The organism is Bosea sp. NBC_00550 (assembly GCF_026020075.1).
Lineage (GTDB): Bacteria > Pseudomonadota > Alphaproteobacteria > Rhizobiales > Beijerinckiaceae > Allobosea.
Genome location: NZ_CP102772.1, coordinates 1,116,955 through 1,136,442, shown reverse-complemented (window position 1 = coordinate 1,136,442; position 19,488 = coordinate 1,116,955). Strand labels below are relative to the sequence as shown.

Below are 19,488 nucleotides of genomic sequence, written 5' to 3'. Positions count from 1 at the left end.
TTCTCCTCGTTGTCCGGCACTTCGTGCCGGCCTGCCTTGCGCTGCTTTTTGTTATTCCCCTTCCCGCCTCGCGGCGGGCCTTCCAGGCCGGGTGCAACCGCACTCCGGCCCGGTTTGCCGGCGCATCTGGCGATGCGTCAGACAGCCTGCTTGGCCGATGCGGCCACCGCGCCGGCATCATCGGGCCGCCCGCCCTTGAACAGGCGCGCCACCGTGCCGAGCAGCGAGGCGCGCGCGGCCGACCTGCCGCCTGCCTTCGGCGCGGCGAGCTTCTGCGTGATCCGGTCGAGCACCATGGCGAGCAGGACGATGGCGATGCCGCCGACCGCAGCGCGGCCGACATCGAGGCGACCCAGACCCTGGAGCACGACGAGGCCGAGGCCCTCGGCGCCGATCATCGCGACGACGACCGACAGGACCATCGCCGTGAGGACCGTCTGGTTCAGGCCGCCGAGGATGGTCGGGATCGCGAGCGGCAGCTGGATCTCGAAGAGGAGCTGGCGCTTGTCGGCACCGAAGGCGAGGCCGGCCTCGACGATCTCGTGCTCGACCATGCGGATGCCGAGATTGGTGAAGCGGATCAGCGGCGGCGCGGCGGCCGTGACGACCGCGACTTCGCCCGGCACCGTGCCGACGCCGAAGAGCATCACGACGGGAACGAGATAAACGAAGCTCGGCGTCGTCTGCATGATGTCGAGGATCGGGCGCACCACGTTCCAGACCCGGTCGCTGCGCGCGCACCAGATGCCCATCGGGATGCCGATCACCGCGCAGAACACGATCGCGGTCGAGATCAGCGACAGCGTCGTCATCGCCTCGTTCCAGACGCCGAGCATGGCGATGACGATCAGCGAGACGGCGCTGAACACGGCGATGCCCACTGTCGAGAGCCGCCAGGCCAGCAGGAAGAAGCCGACCACGAAAAGTGGGAACGGAATGGCGTGGAGAACCCAGTCGTTCAGGCTGAGCAGGCTCTCGACCGGCCATTTGATGGCCAGGAAGATCGGCCGCAGGTTGAGCGCGACCCAGCTGACGCCCTGCTGGATCCAGGCGTCGATCGGGAAGACGGCAAGATCGTCGGCCTTAAACATGGCGCTCTCCAGCGGGAACGGTCTTGGGAGTGGTGGAGGAGATGCGGGCCAGGATGTCGTCGGCCCCGAGCGAGCCCATGAACTTGCCCTGCTCGTCGACGACCGCGATCGGTTGGCCGTCGCGATAGCTGCGCGCGACCTCCAGGAGCTTCGCGCCGGGCCGGACGCTGACATAGTCGCCGCTCGGCACAGCGATTTCTCCGCTGGCGCGGGCACGGCCACAGGCCTCGGCATCGAGCGCCCCGAGCACCTTGCCGTCGCGGTCCAGCACGAATCCGAAACCACCCGTCTCGCCGACGAGCGTGCCGCGCTCGGACTGCAGGATCGGCTCGGCCGGCCGCATCACCGAGCGCGCGTCGAACAGGCGCGCCCGGTCGATCTCGCGGGTGAAGGCGGCGACATAGTCGCTGCCCGGCTCCAGCACGATCGACTGCGGCGTGCCTTCGCGGACCAACTCGCCCTCGGACATGATGGCGATCCGGGTGCCGAGCTTCAGCGCCTCCTGGAAGTCGTGGGTGATGAACAGGATCGTCTTGTTCAGCGTGCGCTGCAGGCGCAGCAGCTCGTCCTGCATCTCCGTGCGGATCAGCGGGTCGAGCGCGCTGAAGGCCTCGTCCATGATCAGGATGTCGGCATCGGTCGCGAGCGCGCGGGCGAGGCCGACGCGCTGGCGCATGCCGCCCGAAAGCTCGTGCGGGTAATGATATCCCCAGCGGCCGAGGCCGACGACGGTCAGGACCTCCTCGGCACGGCGACGGCGCTCGGCCGGGGCGATGCCGCGCAGCTTCAGGCCGAACTCGACATTCTCGATGACACGCTTGTTGGGCAGCAGCGCGAAATGCTGGAAGACCATCGAGATGCGTGTGCGGCGCACCTCTCGCAAATCCTCCTCCCCGAGCGGGACGATGTCGCGCCCGTCGAGCAGGATCTTGCCGGCGCTCGGCTCGTTCAGCCGGTTGATGCAGCGGGCCAGCGTCGACTTGCCGGAACCCGAAAGGCCCATGACCATGTACATGGCGCCCTGCGGGACGCTCAGCGAGACGTCGTTGAGCCCGACCACCGCGCCGAGCTTCTCGAAGACCTCGTTCTTGTTGCCGCCCTTCGCCAGCATTTCCAGCGCGGGCGCAGGCGTATTGGAAAATATCTTGTACAGATTCTGGATCTGCAGTCGCTCGGTCATGTCCCGCCCCCTCTTCTCGGCGCCCGATTGAACCGGGCTTGCTCGACCTGCCTGCCGACACCGATTAAGTGCCGGCCGAGATGACGCGTCTTCCTCCGATCCGATGGAGGATCGAAACCCTCCCTCGTCCCCCCGGAGGAACACGCGCGCGGCCGCCGCTAGCGCAGCGGCGAAAAATCCGTGGGCAGCAGGATCCGGTTCTCGGCCTGCTCGATGTTCTCCGAAAGCTTCGGCAGGAAGGCCTGCCAGCGCGGATCATCCGCGAGCTGCTGGCGCCGGCGTGTTCTGTCCTCGAAATCGGCATAGGCCCAGAGATGGGTCACATGGCTGAGTGCCCCGATCTCGGTCGTGAAGTAGCCGACCAGCTGGCCGAGGATCGGCTGCTGGATCGCCAGCCCCTCCTCGCGCACGAGCTGCAGATAGCGGCCCATGCGCCCGTTGCGGATGCGGTAGATGCGTTCCTCTACGATCATGCTTGCTGTTCCTCCCTGCCGTCGCCGAGGAAATCGCGCATCAGCCCGGCGACCTGTCCGAGCGCCTCGGTTAGGATCGAGTGACGCAGGCCCGGCAGGATATGCAGCTTCGAGCCGGTGATGCGCTCGTGCATGTAGAGCGCCATGCGCGGATTGGAGCCGGCATCCTCCTCGCCGGTCGCGATCAGGACCGGGACGCGGATCTGGTCGAGCAGCCCGCCGAAATCCGTCTGCGCCAGCACGCGATAGGCCGCAGCATAGCACTCCGGGTCGTTCTCCGCGTTGCGCTGGTGCAGCTTCGTGATGAGCTCAGGGTTCTCTGCCTGGAAACCTTCGGTCAGCCAGCGCGAGAGCGAGGCGTCGTAATGCGAGCCGCGATCGCCGGCCTGCAGGGCCGCGAGCCGCGCCTCGACCCGCTCGCGCTCCTCCTCCGTCCGCCCGGCCACCGTCGCGAGCAGCACGAGCCGGCGGATGCGCTGCTGATGCGTCAGCGCGATGCGCTGCGCGATCAGCCCGCCGAGCGAGAAGCCGGCGAGATTGAAACTGTCGAAGCCGGCATGGTCGGCCAGCGCCAGCACGTCACCGACGAAATCGTCGATCTCGTAGCGCCCGCGCACCTTGCTCGACCGGCCATGGCCGCGCAGGTCGAAAGTCAGGATGCGGAAGCGGTCGGAGAGGCGCTCGGCAACGCCTTCCCAGGCCTCCAGATAAGAGCCGACGCCATGGATGCAGATGAGCGGCTCGCCCTGCCCCACCACGCGATAGTTGAGCGTCACGCCGCCGACGGTCAGGCTCTGCGCCCCTTCCGCAGCCTCGAGACGCCGAGCGGTCGAGCCTCCGGCCATGGCTCAGTGCCCCACAGCAGCCAGGCGCGGCGCCTTGGCGCTGTCCCGCTCGCGGGCGGCGAAATGCGGCATCACCTCGTCGATGAAGAGGCGCAGCGTCTTCACCTGCAGCTCGAAGGGCAGGTTGAAGGAGAGGCCGAGCGTATACTGGTCGACGCCGGCATCCTCGTAGACCTGCAGCTTCCTGATCACCTCGTCCGGCGTGCCGAACATCAGATTGTCGCGCACCGCCTGCGGATTGTAGTTGTCGCGGTTGGCGATGGTCTCGAAGGGAATGGCCTCGGGGAAGCCGTTCGTCACCGTGCCGCTGTTCTGCATCAGGTTCTCGAAATAGCCGCCGTAATCGACCGAGTGCCGCACCGCGAGCTCCCAGTCCTCCTTACGGTCGTAGACGCAGGTGCGCCGCTGCATCATCAGGCGCGGACGCGGGCGCTCGGGATGGTCGGCGACGGCCTTGCGGAATTTCTCGCCGAGCACGCCGACTTCGGCAGGCGGCGCCGAAAGCGGGGTCGAGAGGATGTTGGCGCCGATGCCGACCGCCCAGTCGAAGGTGCCGGGATCGCGCGCCGCGACCCAGATCGCCGGGTGCGGCTGCTGCAGGGGCTTGGGCACCGATGTCGCGAGCGGGAACTTCCAGTAGTGGCCGTCATGTGCGTAGTCGCCAGCCCAGAGCTTCTGCACGGCCGGCACCAGCTCCTGCATGTAGGCGACGCCCTGCTGCTGCGGGATGCCGCCGGCCATGCGGTCGAACTCGTACTGATAGGCGCCGCGCGCGATGCCGAATTCGAGGCGTCCGCCGGTGAGATGGTCGCAAAGCGCCGCCTCGCCGGCGAGCCGGATCGGCGACCAGTAAGGCGCGACCAGCGTCGCGGTGCCCAACCGGATGCGGTCGGTATGCTGGGCAAGCCAGGTCAGCGTCTGGAAGGGGTTCGGCGAGATCGTGCACTCGATGGTGTGGTGCTCAGCGGTCCAGAGAGTCTCGAAACCGCCCTCGTCGGCGATCTTCGCCAGGGCGCGGAAGTTTCTGAGGGCGTCCTGCACGGACTCGCCCGGCGAGAAGCGCTCCATACTGATGGAAACGGCGAATTTCATGGCTTTCCTCCGTTCTAGCTCAGCGCAGGCGGATCACGAACGGGTCCTGCATGGCGCCCGAATAGTCGATGAGAACGTTCTTCAGGCGCGAGAACTCGCGCATGACCTCGAAGCCGCCGCGACGGCCATAGCCGCTGTTCTTCATCCCGCCATTGGCGGACATGTAGGCGGCGGAGCGGTAGGTGTTGATCCAGACGGTGCCGGCATCGATGTTGCGGGCGAAGCGCATGGCCCGGTCGATGTCCCTGGTCCAGATGCCGGAAGCCAGACCGTATTCCGTGTCGTTGGCGAGCTGGATCATCTCCTCCTCGGTCTTGAACGGCACGACGCCGACGACCGGTCCGAAGATCTCCTCGCGCATGAAGCGCATGTCGTTGCTGGCCTCGGTCATCACCGTGGGCTCGAAATACCAGCCGCGCGCCAGCTCGCCGTCCTGCGGCTTGCGGCCGCCGACCGCGACCTTGGCGCCTTCGCGCACGCCGGAGCCGACATAGTCCTCGACCTTCGCGAGCTGGGAAGCCAGCGCGACCGGGCCGATATCGGTGTCCTCGGTCTGCGGATGGCCGACCTTGATGCGGCGCGTGCGGTCGACCAGCGCCTCGACGAAGCGATCGTAGATCGGCTGCTCGACGAAGCAGCGCGAGCCGGCGACGCAGGTCTGGCCGGCCGCCGCGAAGACGCCGGAGACGACGCCGTTGACGGCGCGGTCGATATCGACATCGGAGAAGATGACATGGGGGGACTTGCCGCCCAGCTCCATCTGGCAGGGCACGAGGTTCTGCGCGGCGTTGCCGGCGATCTTGCGGCCGGTGAAGGTCGAGCCGGTGAAGACGTATTTCGCGACGCCGGGATGGCGCGTCAGCGCCTCGCCGGTGACGGCACCATCTCCGGTGACGACGTTGACGACACCAGGCGGAATGCCGGCCTCGATCGCGAGTTCCGCCAGCGCGAGGCTCGACGCCGTCGCGTGTTCGGAGGGCTTCACGACGATGGTGTTGCCGATGGCGAGGCAGGGCGCGAGCGTGCCCGTCAGCATCATCAGCGGCGAGTTCCACGGGATGATCATGCCGATCACGCCGAGCGGCTCGCGCAGGTTGAAGTTCAGCGAGTCGAGCTTGTTGACCGGGATCGTGTCGCCCTGGAGCTTGTCGGCCATCCCGGCGAAGTAGAGATAGGAGTCCGGGATCGCCCGCATCTGGGCGCGCATCTCCTTGAGCAGCTTGCCGTTGTCGCGGCATTCGATCATCGCCAGCTCGTCGGCGTTTTCGAGCACGAGCTCGCCGAGGCGGCGCACCAGCTTGCCGCGCTCCGTCTGCGTCATGCGGCGCCAGGCCGGGTTGACGAAGGCGGCACGGGCCGAGCGAACGGCGGCATCGACATCGGCGGCATCGCCCTGGGCGAATTCGTACCAGGGTTCGGCCGTCGTCGGATCGAAGGACGGCACGTAGACGCCGCTCTTCGGCGCGACGAAGGCGCCGTCGATGAACAGGCCCTGGCGCGAACCTTCGAGGGATTGGACAGTGGTCTTCATGCTCGCTCTGCCGGCTCAGGATTGCGGAAGGGTGGCCCAGGGCTGCGCCTCGCCGACCATGGCGAGGCGGCCGCCATCGTTGGAATCCATGTAGATTCCGAAGCGCTTGCTGGCGCTCTCCCGGGCATAGCGGCGCAGCATCGAGCTGATCTCGCGGGTCGGGATCGCGTCGTAGGGAAGCTGGTCGATCGGGAAGAACTTGAGCCCTGGCGACAGCGCGACCGAGGCGGAATCCTGCGCGAGCCGGGCGCGGTAGATCAGATAGCCGGGATCGCCATCGCTGACGTCGAAGACGGAGTAGAGGAAGGTATCGTCGGGTACGAGCGTCAGCGCGTCGCCGCCGTCGAGCTTCAATTCGTTGTCGGCGATGCGGCGCTTCGCGCTGGGCAGCCCCCAGCCGCCCTTCCCGTCCGAACGCAGCAGCAGATGCCCGTCGGACTCGATCAGGTAGCCGACGATCATGCCTTGCGATTCGAGCCAGCCCGGTGGCAGCGGATCCTTCACATTGGCGTATCGGCCGCGGCAGAAGCCGAGCGGCGCCGTGGGGCTGGTGCCGAAAGCCTGCACCTCGCCGATCAGCACGACATGATCGCCGGCATCGACGCGGCTGTGCATCGTGCAATCGAACCAGGTCAGACAATCGGTCAGGATCGGCGCGCCGGTATGGACGCGGTCATGGCTGACGGTGTCGAACTTGTTCGCCGCCTTGGAGGCGAACAAGTTCGAGACGTCCGTCTGCGCCTCGTGCAGCAGGTTGACGGCGAAGGAGTCCGAGCTGTTGAAGGCGCCGTAGCTGTGGGCACCCTTGCCGACGCAGACGAGCAGCAGCGGCGGGTCGAGCGAGACCGAGGTGAAGGAATTCGCGGTCATGCCGCGCGGCGTGCCGTCGGCATCGCGCGTCGTAATGACGGTGACGCCGGTGACGAAAGTTCCGAACGCGCGGCGCAGAGCGACCGGGTCGATCAGGTTGGCTGTCTTTTCCGCGGGAGCGAGCATCCGCCTCACCTCGATCAATGCGGGGATCGTGGCGAGAGGTTAGGCTTCGGATAGGCCCGCTTCTTCCTATGAACGATGGGAGGAATGGAGGAAATGTTTCGCTGAACCGATGGAGCCGGCGAAAACCTCAGGCCGCCGGCACCTGGCTGCTTTCGATGACGCCGTGCAGCCGAATGGCGAGCTCGATGGCGAAGCGCTTGTCGGCCGTCTCGGGATCGATGCCGAAGAGGTCCTGGATGCGGGAGAGCCGGTAGCGCAGGGTCGTGACGTGCAGCCCCATCGCATCGGCGCAGGCCTGCGCGCGGCAGCCTTCGCGCAGATAGGCGGACAGCGTCTCCAGGTAAGGCGTCTCGTGCTTGCGATCATGCGCAATCACCGCGCCGATCGCCCCGTCGACGAAGCTGCGCACATCCACCGACTCGGCAGCACCGATCAGCATCGGCATCGGCCCGAAATCGAAGGCCGACAGGATTCCGCTGCGCCCGAAGGAGCGCGCGATGCGGATCATGCGCCAGCAGCGCTCCCATTCCTTCGGGTAGCTGTCGAGCCCGTCGCAGATGCCGCCCAGCACCACGATCGGCTCCCGGTTGAAGCTGTGCCTGAGCGCCTCGACCATGCGCCGCGCCAGCCGCCCCGCCCGCTCGGCCTCTCCGCTTTTCTCCTCCGGAACGAGGCAGACAAGGCCGCCGCCGACCGCGACCACGCTGACCGCCAGGTTCATCTGCCGCGCGAGCCGCGTCACGGCGTGGTGGGAATCGACGCCGATATCGGCCGGCAGGGACGCACCATCAGGGAAGTCGACCACGATCATCCGGGCGGGTGCGGCCAGCGCGAGCCCGAGCCGGCGGCCGCGCTGGATGATGTCATCCGCATCGCGCCAGCGCCGTTCGACGATCTCGAAGAACAGTTCGGTGAGCGTGCGCGTCTCGAAGCGAAACCGGATGACGCTGCGCATCATCTGGACACTGAGCGCGAACTTCACGCTGTCGAGCAGCAATCGCTGGAGGTCACCCGTCGCCTCGCCCGCCTCCGGAAAGATCACGAGAGCGCCGACCGGTTGCCCGTCGACGTTGAGCGCGTCTATGCGGGCCATGACCTGAAGCCGCCGGCCCGCATCGTCAAGCCGCAGGCTCTGTGGCTCGGCCCGCCCCGCCGCCACGGCGTCACGAGCCGCCGCGGTGATCTGGCTGCCGATTGGACCATCGAGCGCCCGTTGCCAGGCCGTGTCGTCGAAATGCAGAGGCGCCGGCGAGCGGCTCGCCGCGAGCGCATTGCCGGCAAAATCGACGACGAGGATCGCATCCGGGAGGAGCTCCGCGAGCATCTCGGACAGTGCCGAGGCCGATCCGCCGGACAGCACCTCCTGCAGCAGCATGGTCTGCGTCTGCAAGGCATTCTGCAGTTGCTCCGCCGCCTGGCGCTGCGCGCGCAGGCGGTGCTCGCGCTCGACGGCGATGCCGCCGAGATGGACGATCATGCTCATGAAGGCGAGATCGTCTGCCGAGACATCCGTCACGTCGCGGGCGACGACGTTCAGCACCATCGGCCGGCCCTGTTCGTCGGAACAGCTCATCGGCAGCACCAGCACGGTGCGATAGTCGCGCTCGAAGGCCTCGCGACGATAGCCGGGGAACTCGTCCGAAGCACGCGCATCCCGGATGTAGACGGGCTCGTTGCGCTGGAGCGCAATCAGGGCCGGGCTGGTGGCCAGTTCCCAGCGGTTCTCGAGACGCCGACGCAGCAGGGTGGGATCGTGCCGGACGACGACATGAGCCTCGCCGTGGGGGGCATCGATCGCCATGATCGAGCCAAGCGCCCAGCCGCCGTGTTCGCAGGCCGCGCGGATGAGATCGCGGAGCACCGTATCGAGATCGCCGCCCGAGTTGATCTGGCTGGCGACGTCGCGCAGCGAGCGCATCTGCGATGCCTGATCCGCCATGGGCTTCTCCTATTCACCACGCTCGATCTTACGCCGCATCGCAGGTCCATCCACGCATTTCTTCCCGCGATCCGATGGAAGACGCGACTGGAATGCCGCCGCTACGCTTCGCCACCCTTTCACGATCGCAACAGGTGGACACGCCATGGATTACGGCCTGCGCAAGATCTCGACCTTCGTCGAGGAAACCTTCATCGAGGGCGGCAAGGCTGCCGACAAGCCGGTGCGCTTCGTCATCGTCGCCGCCGTGCTGCGCAATCCGTGGGCCGGCCAGGGCTTCGTCGAGAACCTGCGCCCCGAGATATTCCGGATCGCCCCGCATCTTGGCGCAGAACTGACCAAGCGCCTCGTCGCGGTGATGCCGGCCGAGCAGGTCGAGGCCTATGGCAAGGCAGCGGCCGTCGGCACCAATGGCGAGATCGAGCATGCCTCGGCGCTGATCCACACGCTGCGCTTCGGCAACATGTTCCGCGATGCCGTCAAGGGCACAGCCTATCTGAGCTTCACCAACACCCGCAACGCGCCGGGCGCCCTGCTCTCGCTGCCGATGATCCACAAGAGCGAGACCGGCAAGCGCTCGCACTTCCTCACCGCCCAGTTCCAGATTCCGGATGCCCCCGCCGCCGACGAGGTACTGGTCGCCATCGGCGCCGCCGACAACAGCCGCGCCCATCCCCGCCTCGCCGACCGCTTCCAGGACATGGAGGAGATGAAGCGGGAGTTGGAGGACGCCTGAGCCATCAGGCCGGGCAACGCTTCCGGCCTTGCGGGGCCCGCCGGATCGGCGGGCCCCTTTTTCATGTCCGTCCTGTGAGGACCGCGTCATCATCTCAGGCGAGCGCGACCTTGTCGCGGGCAAGCTCTTCCATCACCTGCCGCACGGCCTTCTCGGCGATGGCGACGATCTCGTCGATCTCGTCGCGGCTCGTCACCAGCGGCGGCGCGAAGCCGAGGATCTCGCCATGTGGCATGGCGCGGGCGATCAGCCCGCGATCGCGCGCCGCCTTGGAGATGCGGGCGCCGACCTTGAGGCCGGGATCGAAGCGCGTCTTGGCCTCGCGATTGGCGACGAATTCGAGCGCGCCCAGCATGCCGACGCCGCGAACCTCGCCGACGATCGGGAGCTGCGCGAAGGTCGCCTTCAGCCGCTCCTGGAAATAACCGCCGACATCGCGCGCCTTGCCCGCCAGATCCTCCTTCTCGACGATATCGAGCACGGCATTGGCCGCCGCAGCGCCGATCGGATGGCCGGAATAGGTGTAGCCGTGAGAGAAGGCACCGACGCGGTCCGCGCCCTCCTCCATCACCTTGTAGACCTTCTCGCCGACGATCGCTGCCGAGAGCGGGAAATAGGCCGAGGTCAGCCCCTTGGCGACGGTGATGAGATCGGGCTCGATGCCATAGAGATGCGAGCCGAAGGGCGTGCCGATGCGCCCGAAGCCGGTGACGACCTCGTCGGCTATCAGCAGCACGTCGTATTTGCGCAGCACCGCCTGGATCGCAGTCCAGTAGCCCTCCGGCGGCGGGGTAATGCCGCCCGTGCCTAGCACCGGCTCGCCGATGAAGGCACCGACCGTTTCCGGCCCTTCGCGCAGGATCAGCTCCTCCAGCTCCGAGGCGAGGCGCTGCGAGAACTCGGCTTCGGTCTCGCCGGGCTGAGCGCCCCAATAGTGATGCGGCGCGCCGGTGTGGAGGATGCCGGAGAACGGCAGGTCCATATGGTCGTGGTAGAAGCTCATCCCGGTCATGGAGCCGGAAACGACGCTGCAGCCATGGTAGCCGCGCAGCCGCGAGATGATCTTCTTCTTCTTCGGCTGGCCGCGCAGATTGTTGTAGTACCAGACGAGCTTGGCCTGCGTCTCGTTCGCGTCCGAGCCGGACATCCCGTAGAAGACCTTGCTCATCTTGCCCGGCGCCATCTTCACGAGGCGGTCGGAAAGGATGGCGAGCTCATCCGTCGTGTGGGCGGCGTAGGAGTGGTAATAGGCCAGCCGATAGGCCTGCCGCGAGATCGCCTCGGCGACTTCGGTGCGGCCATAGCCGATATTGACGCAGTAGAGCCCGGCAAAGCCGTCGATATAGCTGCGGCCGGTCGCGTCCTGGATGCGGATGCCCTTGCCGGTCTCGACGATGGTGGGCTCGCCGAGCTTTCCGGTGGCGAAGTCCTTGAGCTGGGTGAAGGGGTGCAGGGTGCTGGCGCGATCCAGCGCGCCGATGGCCGCGACGTCGATCGTCATTATCTTATCTCCTTGATTACGCTGCCAGATTGCCGAAGCAGACATATTTCGCTTCGAGGTATTCGCTGATGCCGTGGCGGGAGCCCTCGCGGCCGAGGCCGGACTGCTTCCAGCCGCCGAAGGGGATGGGGGCGCCGGTGAATTTCGGCGTGTTGACCGCGACCATGCCGTATTCGAGCTGGTCGGTGAGGCGCATCGCCCGGCGCAGATCCTGGGTGTAGAGGTAAGCCGCAAGCCCCATCTCGGTCGCGTTGGCGCGCGCCACGACCTCTTCCTCCGTATCGAAGGGCAGGATCGCGGCGACGGGGCCGAAGGTCTCCTCGCGGGCGATCGTCATCTCCTCGGTCACATCGGCCAGAACCGTCGGCTGGACGAAGCTGCCGCCGAGCGGGCTGTCCTGCCCGCCCGCGACGATGCGCGCCCCGGCGGCAAGCGCCTGCGCGATCTGCTGGCGGCACTTCTCGGCAACGGAGGGGCGCGTCATCGGGCCGATATCGACGCCCTCTTCCAGCCCGTGGCCGACCTTGAGGCGTGCGGCCGCCTCCGCATAGGCCGTGACGAAGCGCTCATAGACGCCGCGCTGAACATAGATGCGGTTGGCGGCGAGGCAGTCCTGGCCGGAGGTCGCGAACTTGGCCGCGATCCCGCCGATGACCGCTTGCTCAAGCGGGGCGTCGTCGAAGACGATGAAGGGCGCGTGGCCGCCGAGTTCGAGCGAGGCGCGCTTCACCGTCTGCGCGGCCTGGCCGAGCAGGAGACGGCCGACCTCCGTCGAGCCGGTGAAGGAGAAGGCGCGGATATCGGTGTGTGCCAGCAGGCGATGCGCCAGCGGCGCAGCCTCCCCGGTCAGCACCTGAAAGACGCCTTTGGGGAAGCCGACTTCTTCCGCAAGCTTCGCCAACGCCAGCGCCGAGAGCGGCGTTTCGGGAGCCGGTTTCACCACCATGGCGCAGCCGGCGGCGAGCGCGGCCCCGGCCTTGCGAGTGATCATCGCGCTCGGGAAATTCCATGGCGTCACCGCGGCGGCAACGCCGATCGGCTGCATCTGCACCGAAAGTCGGCTGCCGGGCAGATGGCTCGGGATCGTCTCGCCATAGCTGCGCTCGCCCTCGCCCGCAAACCAGTCGAGGAAAGCAGCGGCATAGTCGATCTCGCCATGCGATTCGGCGAGCGGCTTGCCCTGCTCGGCCGTCATGATGACGGCAAGGTCATCGCTGTTGCTGCGCATCGCCGCCGCCCAGCCCCGCAGCAGGCGGCCACGCTCGACCGGCAGGCGCTCGCGCCAAAGCTTCTGTGCGGCGACCGCTGCCGCGACGGCCTCGTCGACAGTTTCCAGCGACAGCGAGGCAACACTGGCGATGGCTTCCTGCGTCGCGGGATCGACGACGGCGATCTGCTCGGCAGCATCGCGCCAGCTTCCGTCCACGAAAGCCCGGCTCTCCAGCAAGTCGCCGCGCTTCAGCTTTTTCAGCGCTTTCGCGGATAAATCCCGCATCCCATCCTCCGCTTCGACGATTGAGTGGCGAGGAGGCTAGTGCAGAGAATGCGGCCTATGCCGCCGAAGCGCGGGCTTTCGCGATGATTTCCGGCTTATATCAAGAGAAGGACGCAGGATTTCGGCATGATCGAACTCGACAGCTTGGACCGCAGACTTCTGGACGCGGTGCAGCAGAACAACCGGTTGACCACGGCCGAACTCGGCGAGCGCGTCGGCCTCTCCGCCACGGCCTGCCAGCGCCGGCTCAAGCGCCTGCGCGATACCGGCGTGATCGAGGCAGACGTGGCCATCGTCTCGCCCCGTTCCATCGGGCGGCCAATCTCGATGCTCGTCCTGGTGACGCTGGAGCGCGAGCGAGCCGACATCGTCGATCGCTTCAAGGCCTCGATCCGGGCGACGAAAGAGGTGATGATCGGCTTCTACGTCACCGGCGACGCCGATTTCGTGCTCCATGTCACCGCCCGCGACATGGAAGACTATGAGCGCTTCACGCGCCGCTTCTTCTATGAGAACCCCGACATCAACGGCTTCAAGACCATGGTGGTGATGGACCGGGTGAAGGCGAGCTTCGCCCTCCCGATCGATCCCTGACACCAGGAACAGTGACATGGGCGGACATCTGAAGCTCGATCGGATCGACCTCAACATCCTCGTGCAGCTGCAGCTGGACGGGGCGCAGACCAATCTCAAGCTCTCCGAGAAGGTCGGGCTGTCGCCGAGCCCCTGCCTGCAGCGGGTGAAGCGACTGGAAAGCGCCGGCTACATCACCGGGTATGGCGCAAGGCTCAACCTCGCCAAGCTGGCCGACAGCGTCACCGTCTTTACCGAAGTCACGCTGGTCGACCATCGCATCGACGATTTCGCCAAGTTCGAAGCCAATATTCGCGACGTCGACGAACTGATGGAGTGCCACCTGATCAGCGGTGGCTACGACTATTTGCTGCGCTTTCTCGCGCCAAGCATCGCGCATTACCAGGAGCGGATGGAAAGCCTCCTGCGGCGAAACATCGGGATCGAGAAGTATTTCAGCTACGTCGTGCTGAAGTCGCCGATCGTGAAGAGCACGCTGCCGCTGAAGACGCTGCTCAAGTTGCCTTAGGCGCCTCCGGCCTGCGGCGCCCGGCGCCGTACCAGCGCACCAGCGCCCAGTCGTCGACGAAGCGCGGCGCTTCTCAATTGCTCGTCCCATGACGATCGCGGATCGCAATCCGATCGCGCGGAAACGCGTCTGCCTGTCTTGACGCCATCTCGCAGGCGTCCGTATGATCCAAATAAGAAAACAAATGATCCATATATTGGACCTTAGGGATGGATATGACTCTGAACGGTATATTGCCGGTATTGCCGACGCCTTTTTCGGCCGCAGGGACGGTCGATCCGGCCGCAATGGCGCGAATCACCGCCTTTGCCTGCGACGTGGGAGCGGCCGGCGTGGTGTTTCCGGGCTTCGCCAGCGAGGTCGACAACCTGACGGCCGAAGAGCGCGAGACCCTGCTGCGCGAGATCGTGCGGGTGGTCGCTGGGCGCATTCCAGTCGTCGCCGGGGCGAGCGCGCCCTCCGCGGACGAGGCTGCGGGCCATGCGCGGCGCGCCCGTGAACTCGGGATCACCCATGTGATGATTCAGGCGCCTAAATCCGTCGGAATCGACGGCGCCGCGGTCGCAGCTTTCTACCGCGCGATATCGGATGCGGTTCCGGGCATCGAGATCGTGCTGCAGAACGCGCCCGCTCCGCGGGGCTCCGATCTCAAGCCCGATGTCATCCTGCAGATCGTCAACGGCAATCCCGCCATCACCTATGTGAAGGAGGAAACGCTTCCCTCCGGTGGCCCGATCAGCACGATCCTGAAAGGCGCTCCGGCTCACCTGAAAGGTGTGCTCGGCGGCGGTGGGGCGCGCTATATCGTCGAGGAATATGTGCGGGGCGCCTGCGGCGCGATGCCGGCTGTGGAGATCACCGACGTTCATGTCGCGCTGGACCGCGCCTTTCGGGCCGGCGACCTCGCGACGGCGCGCGAGCTCTACCGGCGTACGCTGCCGCTGCTGGTCATCCAGGCCAATTTCCGCATGGCCTTCACCAAATATGTGCTGACGCAGCGCGGAATTCTGCACAATCATCTCTGCCGCGCGCCCGTGCCGCCTCTCGACGAGGTCGACTGCGCCGAAATCGACGCTTGGCTCGCCTCCGTCGCCGATTTGCTCGCGGCCCCGGCCGCGGCACGCAAGGCAGGGTGACCGGCCGATGAGCGAGCGCGTCGCCAAGGTCGAGGTCTTCACGCTGACGATCCCGCGCGAGACCGTCTATCTCGGCGATCCGCGCCCCGGCGAGAGCGTCAACGCGAAGGGCTACATCGTCCGCAAGGGCAACCGCACCGTCTACCCGACCATGGACCGCACGGTCGTGGTGCGGCTGGAGACGAGCGGCGGCCTCGTCGGCTGGGGCGAGACATACGGCATCGTCGCGCCCGGCGCCGCAATCGCCATCATCGACGACCTGCTCGGCCCTTATGTCGTCGGGCGCTCGCCGCAGGACGTGGTGGTGATCCATGAGGATCTCTACGACCTGATGCGGGTGCGCGGTTATATCGGCGGCTTCTATCTCGACGCGCTCGCAGCCATCGACATTGCGCTGTGGGACCTCAATGCCCGCCTCGCCGACCGGCCGCTCGTCGCCATGCTTGGCGGGCGGCGGCACGAGCGCCTGCCCGCCTACATCTCGGGCCTGCCGAAGCGCACGCGGGCCGAGCGGGCCGATTTTGCCGCCGAATGGCAGGCCAAAGGCTTCGACAGCTTCAAATTCGCCGCACCCGTCGCCGATGACGGCAACGTGGCCGAGATCGCGACGCTGCGCGAGCGGCTGGGGCCTCAGGCCCGGATCGCCTGCGACATGCACTGGGTCCACACGGGCGAGGAGGCCGTCTCGGCGATCCGCGCGATGGAACCGCATGGCCTGTGGTTTGCCGAGGCCCCGGTTAAGCCCGAGGATATCGACGGCCTCGCCCATGTCGCGGCCCGCGTCTCGACTCCGGTTGCAGCGGGCGAGGAATGGCGCACGGTCTATGATCTGGTGCCGCGAGTGGCGCGGCGGGCCTGCGCGATCGTCCAGCCGGAGATGGGGCACAAAGGCGTCACCGAGTTCATGCGGATCGGGCACTACGCGCAGGCGCACAACCTTGCCGTCATCCCGCATGCGACGATCGGCATGGGCCTGTTCATGGCCGCGAGCCTGCATGCCAGCGCCGCCCTTTCGGCCGTGAGCTGTCACGAATACCAGCACTCGATCTTCGAGCCGAACCGGCGCCTGCTCACCGGCGACATGGATTGCCGCGAGGGCTTCTACAGCCTGCCGACCGGTCCGGGCCTGGGCGTTGCGCCATCCGAGGAGGCGCTGAGCCTCCTCGACAAGCACTCACCGTAACCGCCGGATAACACGGCAGAAACACGAGAGGGAGAAACGTCATGAGGATGCCAGACTGGAAGCGGCTCGCAGCCGGCGCGCTCGTCGCGCTCTGCACGACGACGGCCCTGCCCGCGCTTGCCCAGAACAAGGTCCTGAAGTTCGTGTCCTGGCAGAAGGACGAGCGCGGGACCGGCGACTGGTGGGGCTCCGTGATCAAGGAGTTCGAGGCGACCCATCCCGGCGTCAAGATCGAATGGACCAAGGTCGAGCGCGGCGCCTTCGCCGACACGATGACGACGCTCTTCGCCGGCGGCCAACCGCCCGACATTGTCCACCTCGCCTCCTTCGAGTTCCAGAAGTTCGCGGATAATGGCTGGCTGGAGCGGCTCGACCCCTACATCAAGAACGCCAAGCTCGACCTCAAGGGCTGGGCCGGCCAGGACACCTGCAGCTGGAACAAGCAGAATGTCTGCGTGATGATGCTCTATTTCGGGTACTTCATGGCCTATAACGAAGAGCTCCTGAAGAAGGAGGGTCTCGAGGCTCCCAAGACCTACGCCGAATTCCTCGCCGCCGCCCGCAAGCTGACGAAGGACGTCAACGGCGACGGCATCGTCGACCAGTTCGGCACAGGACACGAGACCCGCGGCGGCGGCGGCCAGTACATGTCCGAGATGATGAACTACACGCTCGACGCCGGCGGCCGCTGGACCGACGAGAGCGGCAAGGTCACGATCGACACGCCGCAGATGGTCGAGGGCCTCACCCGCTGGAAGACCGTCGTCAAGGACAGCCTGACCCCGCGCGATCTCGCCGCCGGAGAGGTCCGCCAGCTCTTCGCCGACGGCAAGATCGCGATGAAGATGGATGGTCCCTGGCTGTGGCCGATCATCCAGAAGGGCAAGGCCAAGGATCAGATCAAGCTCGGCATGGTGCCGTTCAATCCGCCGGTCGGCGGCTCTTCCAACGTGCTCGGCATCGCCTCCGAGGTCTCGGCCGAGAACAAGAAGCTCGCCTGGGACTTCATCGCGATCGCGACCTCTGACAAGTTCCAGTCGACATATGCGACGCTCGGCGCCTCGCCCCCGCCGGACCCGCGCGCCGACACCTCGGGCGCGAGCAAGGACACGCCGCATTTCGATCTGCTGGTGAAGGCGACCAAGGCTGCCGCCGACGCCAAGGTCGACCGCATTCCCAAGGGGCTCGAGCTGCAGTTCAACGAGTTTGCCAAGATGATCATGGAAGAGAGCCAGCGCATGATCATCCAGGATCTCGACCCCAAGGTCGTGGCGGCGACGATGCAGAAGAAGGCCGAGGCGCTGCAGAAGCAGTGACGGCCGCGTCAAGGCCGGCCCTGTCCCGGCCATCCCGCAAGCCGACGCTGTTCCGATACGCCCTTCCCGGGTGCGGCGCCCATGCCGCCCGGGAATGAAGCGACCCGTCACGGAGAGATCATGGCGCGATCCGCATTCCTCGATCTGGCCCGGCCGAGCCGGCGCCACTGGCTCGGCTATCTGCTGCTGCTGCCGGCGGTGCTGCTGATCGGGCTGATCATCGTCTACCCGCTGTTCGTCTCGGTCGACCTTTCATTCCAGAATGTCGGAATCCCGCGGCTGGACCAGCCGCGGCGTCCCTTCACGACGGCGAATTACGAGCGGCTCTTCACCTCGCCGGACTTCTGGAATGCGAGCTGGACCACGCTCAAGCTCGTCCTGATCGTCAGCTTCTTCTGCTTCGTGCTGGGCCTGAGCACGGCGCTGCTCGTCAACAACCGCTTCAAGGGCCAGTCGATCGCGCGCCTCCTCGTCGCACTGCCCTGGGCGGTGCCGGAAGTCGTCGCCGTCGTCATCTTCGCCTGGATCTTCGATTCCTCCTTCGGCCTGATGAACTGGCTCTTCATCCGGCTCGGGCTGATCGACACCACGATCAACTGGTTCTCCTCGCCCGAGGCCGCTTTCGCCGTCGTTTGCGTCACGATGGTGTGGAAGGGCTATCCCTTCGTCTCGATCATGATGCTGGCAGGGCTGCAGTCGATCCCGGAGGATTTCTACAACGCCGCCCGTGTCGACGGCGCCAATGCCTGGCAGCGGCTGACCAACATCACCCTGCCCTCGCTGATGCCGGTGCTCGGCGTCACGCTGATCCTGGTGATGCTGTGGGTCTTCCGCGACTTCTCGATCATCTACGTGATGACCGGCGGCGGCCCGCTCAAGGCGACCCAGACGCTTTCGATCATGACCTACGAGCAGGCCTTCGGCTTCTTCAAGATGGGCTACGCCTCGGCCGTCGGCGTCGTCACACTGGTCGTCTGCGTGATCGCGAGCCGCCTGCTGATGGGCCGCGCGCCCGAGACGGTTTGAGGAGCGTCGCGATGAGACGAAGCCTTTCCGCGCGCATCCTGCTGTACGCAGCGGTCGTCCTGACCTGCGCGGTCCTCGTCTTCCCGATCTACTGGCTCGTGGTGACGGCGCTCGCGACCCCGGCCGAGCTGCGCGCCCTGCCGCCGACCTTCTGGCCATCGGAGCCGCGCTGGGGCGTCTTCGGAGAGATCATCCAGCAGCGTCCGATCCTGCTCTGGCTCGGCAACTCCATTCTCGCCGCCACCGGGGCGGTGACACTCTCGATGCTCGTCTCGGTGCTCGCCGGCTACAGCCTCTCGCGCTTCCGCGTGCGCGGCGGCCAGTCGCTGGGCCTGTTCATCCTCACGGCAAAGATGCTGCCGGCGACGCTGCTGGTCATTCCGCTGTTCGGCATCTTCCGGATGACCGGGATGATCGGCTCGCTCTGGTCGGTGATCCTGGCCCACGCCACGCTGATCGTGCCGTTCACGACCTGGATGCTGAAGGGCTATTTCGACACCATCCCGCGCGAGCTCGAGCAGGCGGCGATGGTCGATGGCTGCTCGCCGCTCGGCGCGATGGTCAGGGTCATCCTGCCGGTCTCGGCGCCGGGCCTGGCCGCGACGGCGCTCTACGGATTCGTCCTCTCCTGGTCGGACTACGCCTATGCGCGCACGTTCCTGACCAACGCCCAGACCAACTGGACCGCCAATCTCGGCCTGACGACAATGAAGGGCGAGTATGTCTCGAACTGGGCCGATATCTCGGCGGCGTCGCTGATCGTCGCCGTGCCGGTTCTCCTGATCTACCTCTTCCTCGAACGCTACCTCGTCGGCGGGCTCACCGCCGGCGCGGAGAAGTGAGCCA

Annotated in this window: 18 protein-coding genes; 8 read left to right on the top strand and 10 right to left on the bottom strand. The window is 66.5% G+C overall.

Annotation, left to right across the window (positions count from 1 at the left end; translation table 11 throughout):
* Positions 1 to 137 precede the first annotated feature (137 nt).
* The 8 genes from NWE53_RS05335 to NWE53_RS05300 all read right to left on the bottom strand — a co-directional run bounded on the left by NWE53_RS05335 (position 138) and on the right by NWE53_RS05300 (position 9,147).
* On the bottom strand, positions 138 to 1,091 hold the full coding sequence (locus tag NWE53_RS05335; protein WP_265053332.1) for an ABC transporter permease: 954 nt from the start codon (positions 1,089 to 1,091) through the stop codon (positions 138 to 140).
* Positions 1,084 to 2,271 (bottom strand): quaternary amine ABC transporter ATP-binding protein, encoded by a 1,188-nt coding sequence (locus tag NWE53_RS05330; RefSeq protein WP_265053331.1) that lies wholly within the window; start codon positions 2,269 to 2,271, stop codon positions 1,084 to 1,086. The genes NWE53_RS05335 and NWE53_RS05330 overlap by 8 nt, the downstream gene beginning before the upstream one ends.
* Positions 2,272 to 2,429: 158 nt before the next feature.
* A complete protein-coding gene (locus NWE53_RS05325; RefSeq protein WP_265053330.1) occupies positions 2,430 to 2,744 on the bottom strand; it encodes an NIPSNAP family protein in 315 nt (104 codons plus the stop codon).
* A complete protein-coding gene (locus NWE53_RS05320; RefSeq protein WP_265053329.1) occupies positions 2,741 to 3,589 on the bottom strand; it encodes an alpha/beta fold hydrolase in 849 nt (282 codons plus the stop codon). Before NWE53_RS05320 ends, NWE53_RS05325 begins: the two co-directional genes overlap by 4 nt.
* A 3-nt stretch (positions 3,590 to 3,592) precedes the next feature.
* Positions 3,593 to 4,681, bottom strand: a complete 1,089-nt coding sequence (locus tag NWE53_RS05315) for an LLM class flavin-dependent oxidoreductase (protein ID WP_265053328.1) — start codon at positions 4,679 to 4,681, stop codon at positions 3,593 to 3,595.
* 19 nt (positions 4,682 to 4,700) lie between these two features.
* On the bottom strand, positions 4,701 to 6,212 hold the full coding sequence (locus NWE53_RS05310) for an aldehyde dehydrogenase (protein ID WP_265053327.1): 1,512 nt from the start codon (positions 6,210 to 6,212) through the stop codon (positions 4,701 to 4,703).
* A gap of 15 nt (positions 6,213 to 6,227) precedes the next feature.
* On the bottom strand, positions 6,228 to 7,208 hold the full coding sequence (locus tag NWE53_RS05305) for a flavin reductase family protein (protein WP_265053326.1): 981 nt from the start codon (positions 7,206 to 7,208) through the stop codon (positions 6,228 to 6,230).
* Positions 7,209 to 7,335: 127 nt separating this feature from the next.
* Entirely contained in the window at positions 7,336 to 9,147 is a 1,812-nt protein-coding gene (locus tag NWE53_RS05300; protein WP_265053325.1) for a helix-turn-helix domain-containing protein, read from the bottom strand.
* Between the two features lie 145 nt (positions 9,148 to 9,292).
* On the opposite strand from NWE53_RS05300, the gene NWE53_RS05295 reads away from it, so the two are divergent.
* Entirely contained in the window at positions 9,293 to 9,883 is a 591-nt protein-coding gene (locus tag NWE53_RS05295; protein WP_265053324.1) for an amino acid synthesis family protein, read from the top strand.
* Between the two features lie 94 nt (positions 9,884 to 9,977).
* On the opposite strand, the gene NWE53_RS05290 is transcribed toward NWE53_RS05295, so the two are convergent.
* Together NWE53_RS05290 and NWE53_RS05285 are read right to left on the bottom strand one after the other, a co-directional pair.
* The gene (locus tag NWE53_RS05290) at positions 9,978 to 11,384 is read right to left on the bottom strand and encodes an aspartate aminotransferase family protein (protein WP_265053323.1); all 1,407 of its coding nucleotides are present in this window, start codon (positions 11,382 to 11,384) and stop codon (positions 9,978 to 9,980) included.
* Positions 11,385 to 11,400: 16 nt separating this feature from the next.
* On the bottom strand, positions 11,401 to 12,879 hold the full coding sequence (locus tag NWE53_RS05285) for an NAD-dependent succinate-semialdehyde dehydrogenase (RefSeq protein ID WP_265053322.1): 1,479 nt from the start codon (positions 12,877 to 12,879) through the stop codon (positions 11,401 to 11,403).
* A gap of 126 nt (positions 12,880 to 13,005) precedes the next feature.
* Between NWE53_RS05285 and NWE53_RS05280 the strand changes: the two genes are divergently transcribed.
* From NWE53_RS05280 to NWE53_RS05250, 7 genes are all read left to right on the top strand, one after another.
* Entirely contained in the window at positions 13,006 to 13,473 is a 468-nt protein-coding gene (locus NWE53_RS05280; protein WP_265053321.1) for an Lrp/AsnC family transcriptional regulator, read from the top strand.
* 28 nt (positions 13,474 to 13,501) lie between these two features.
* Positions 13,502 to 13,981 carry an Lrp/AsnC family transcriptional regulator gene (locus tag NWE53_RS05275; RefSeq protein WP_265054822.1) on the top strand — a complete coding sequence of 160 codons (480 nt, stop codon included), beginning with the start codon at positions 13,502 to 13,504 and terminating at the stop codon, positions 13,979 to 13,981.
* A 209-nt stretch (positions 13,982 to 14,190) separates the two neighbouring features.
* Entirely contained in the window at positions 14,191 to 15,117 is a 927-nt protein-coding gene (locus NWE53_RS05270) for a dihydrodipicolinate synthase family protein (RefSeq protein ID WP_265053320.1), read from the top strand.
* Between the two features lie 7 nt (positions 15,118 to 15,124).
* Positions 15,125 to 16,300, top strand: coding sequence for a mandelate racemase/muconate lactonizing enzyme family protein (locus NWE53_RS05265; RefSeq protein ID WP_265053319.1), 1,176 nt, complete (start codon positions 15,125 to 15,127; stop codon positions 16,298 to 16,300).
* A 41-nt stretch (positions 16,301 to 16,341) separates the two neighbouring features.
* Positions 16,342 to 17,616, top strand: a complete 1,275-nt coding sequence (locus tag NWE53_RS05260; protein ID WP_265053318.1) for an ABC transporter substrate-binding protein — start codon at positions 16,342 to 16,344, stop codon at positions 17,614 to 17,616.
* 120 nt (positions 17,617 to 17,736) lie between these two features.
* The gene (locus NWE53_RS05255) at positions 17,737 to 18,642 is read left to right on the top strand and encodes a carbohydrate ABC transporter permease (protein WP_265053317.1); all 906 of its coding nucleotides are present in this window, start codon (positions 17,737 to 17,739) and stop codon (positions 18,640 to 18,642) included.
* A gap of 11 nt (positions 18,643 to 18,653) precedes the next feature.
* Entirely contained in the window at positions 18,654 to 19,484 is an 831-nt protein-coding gene (locus NWE53_RS05250; RefSeq protein ID WP_265053316.1) for a carbohydrate ABC transporter permease, read from the top strand.
* Positions 19,485 to 19,488: the final 4 nt, after the last annotated feature.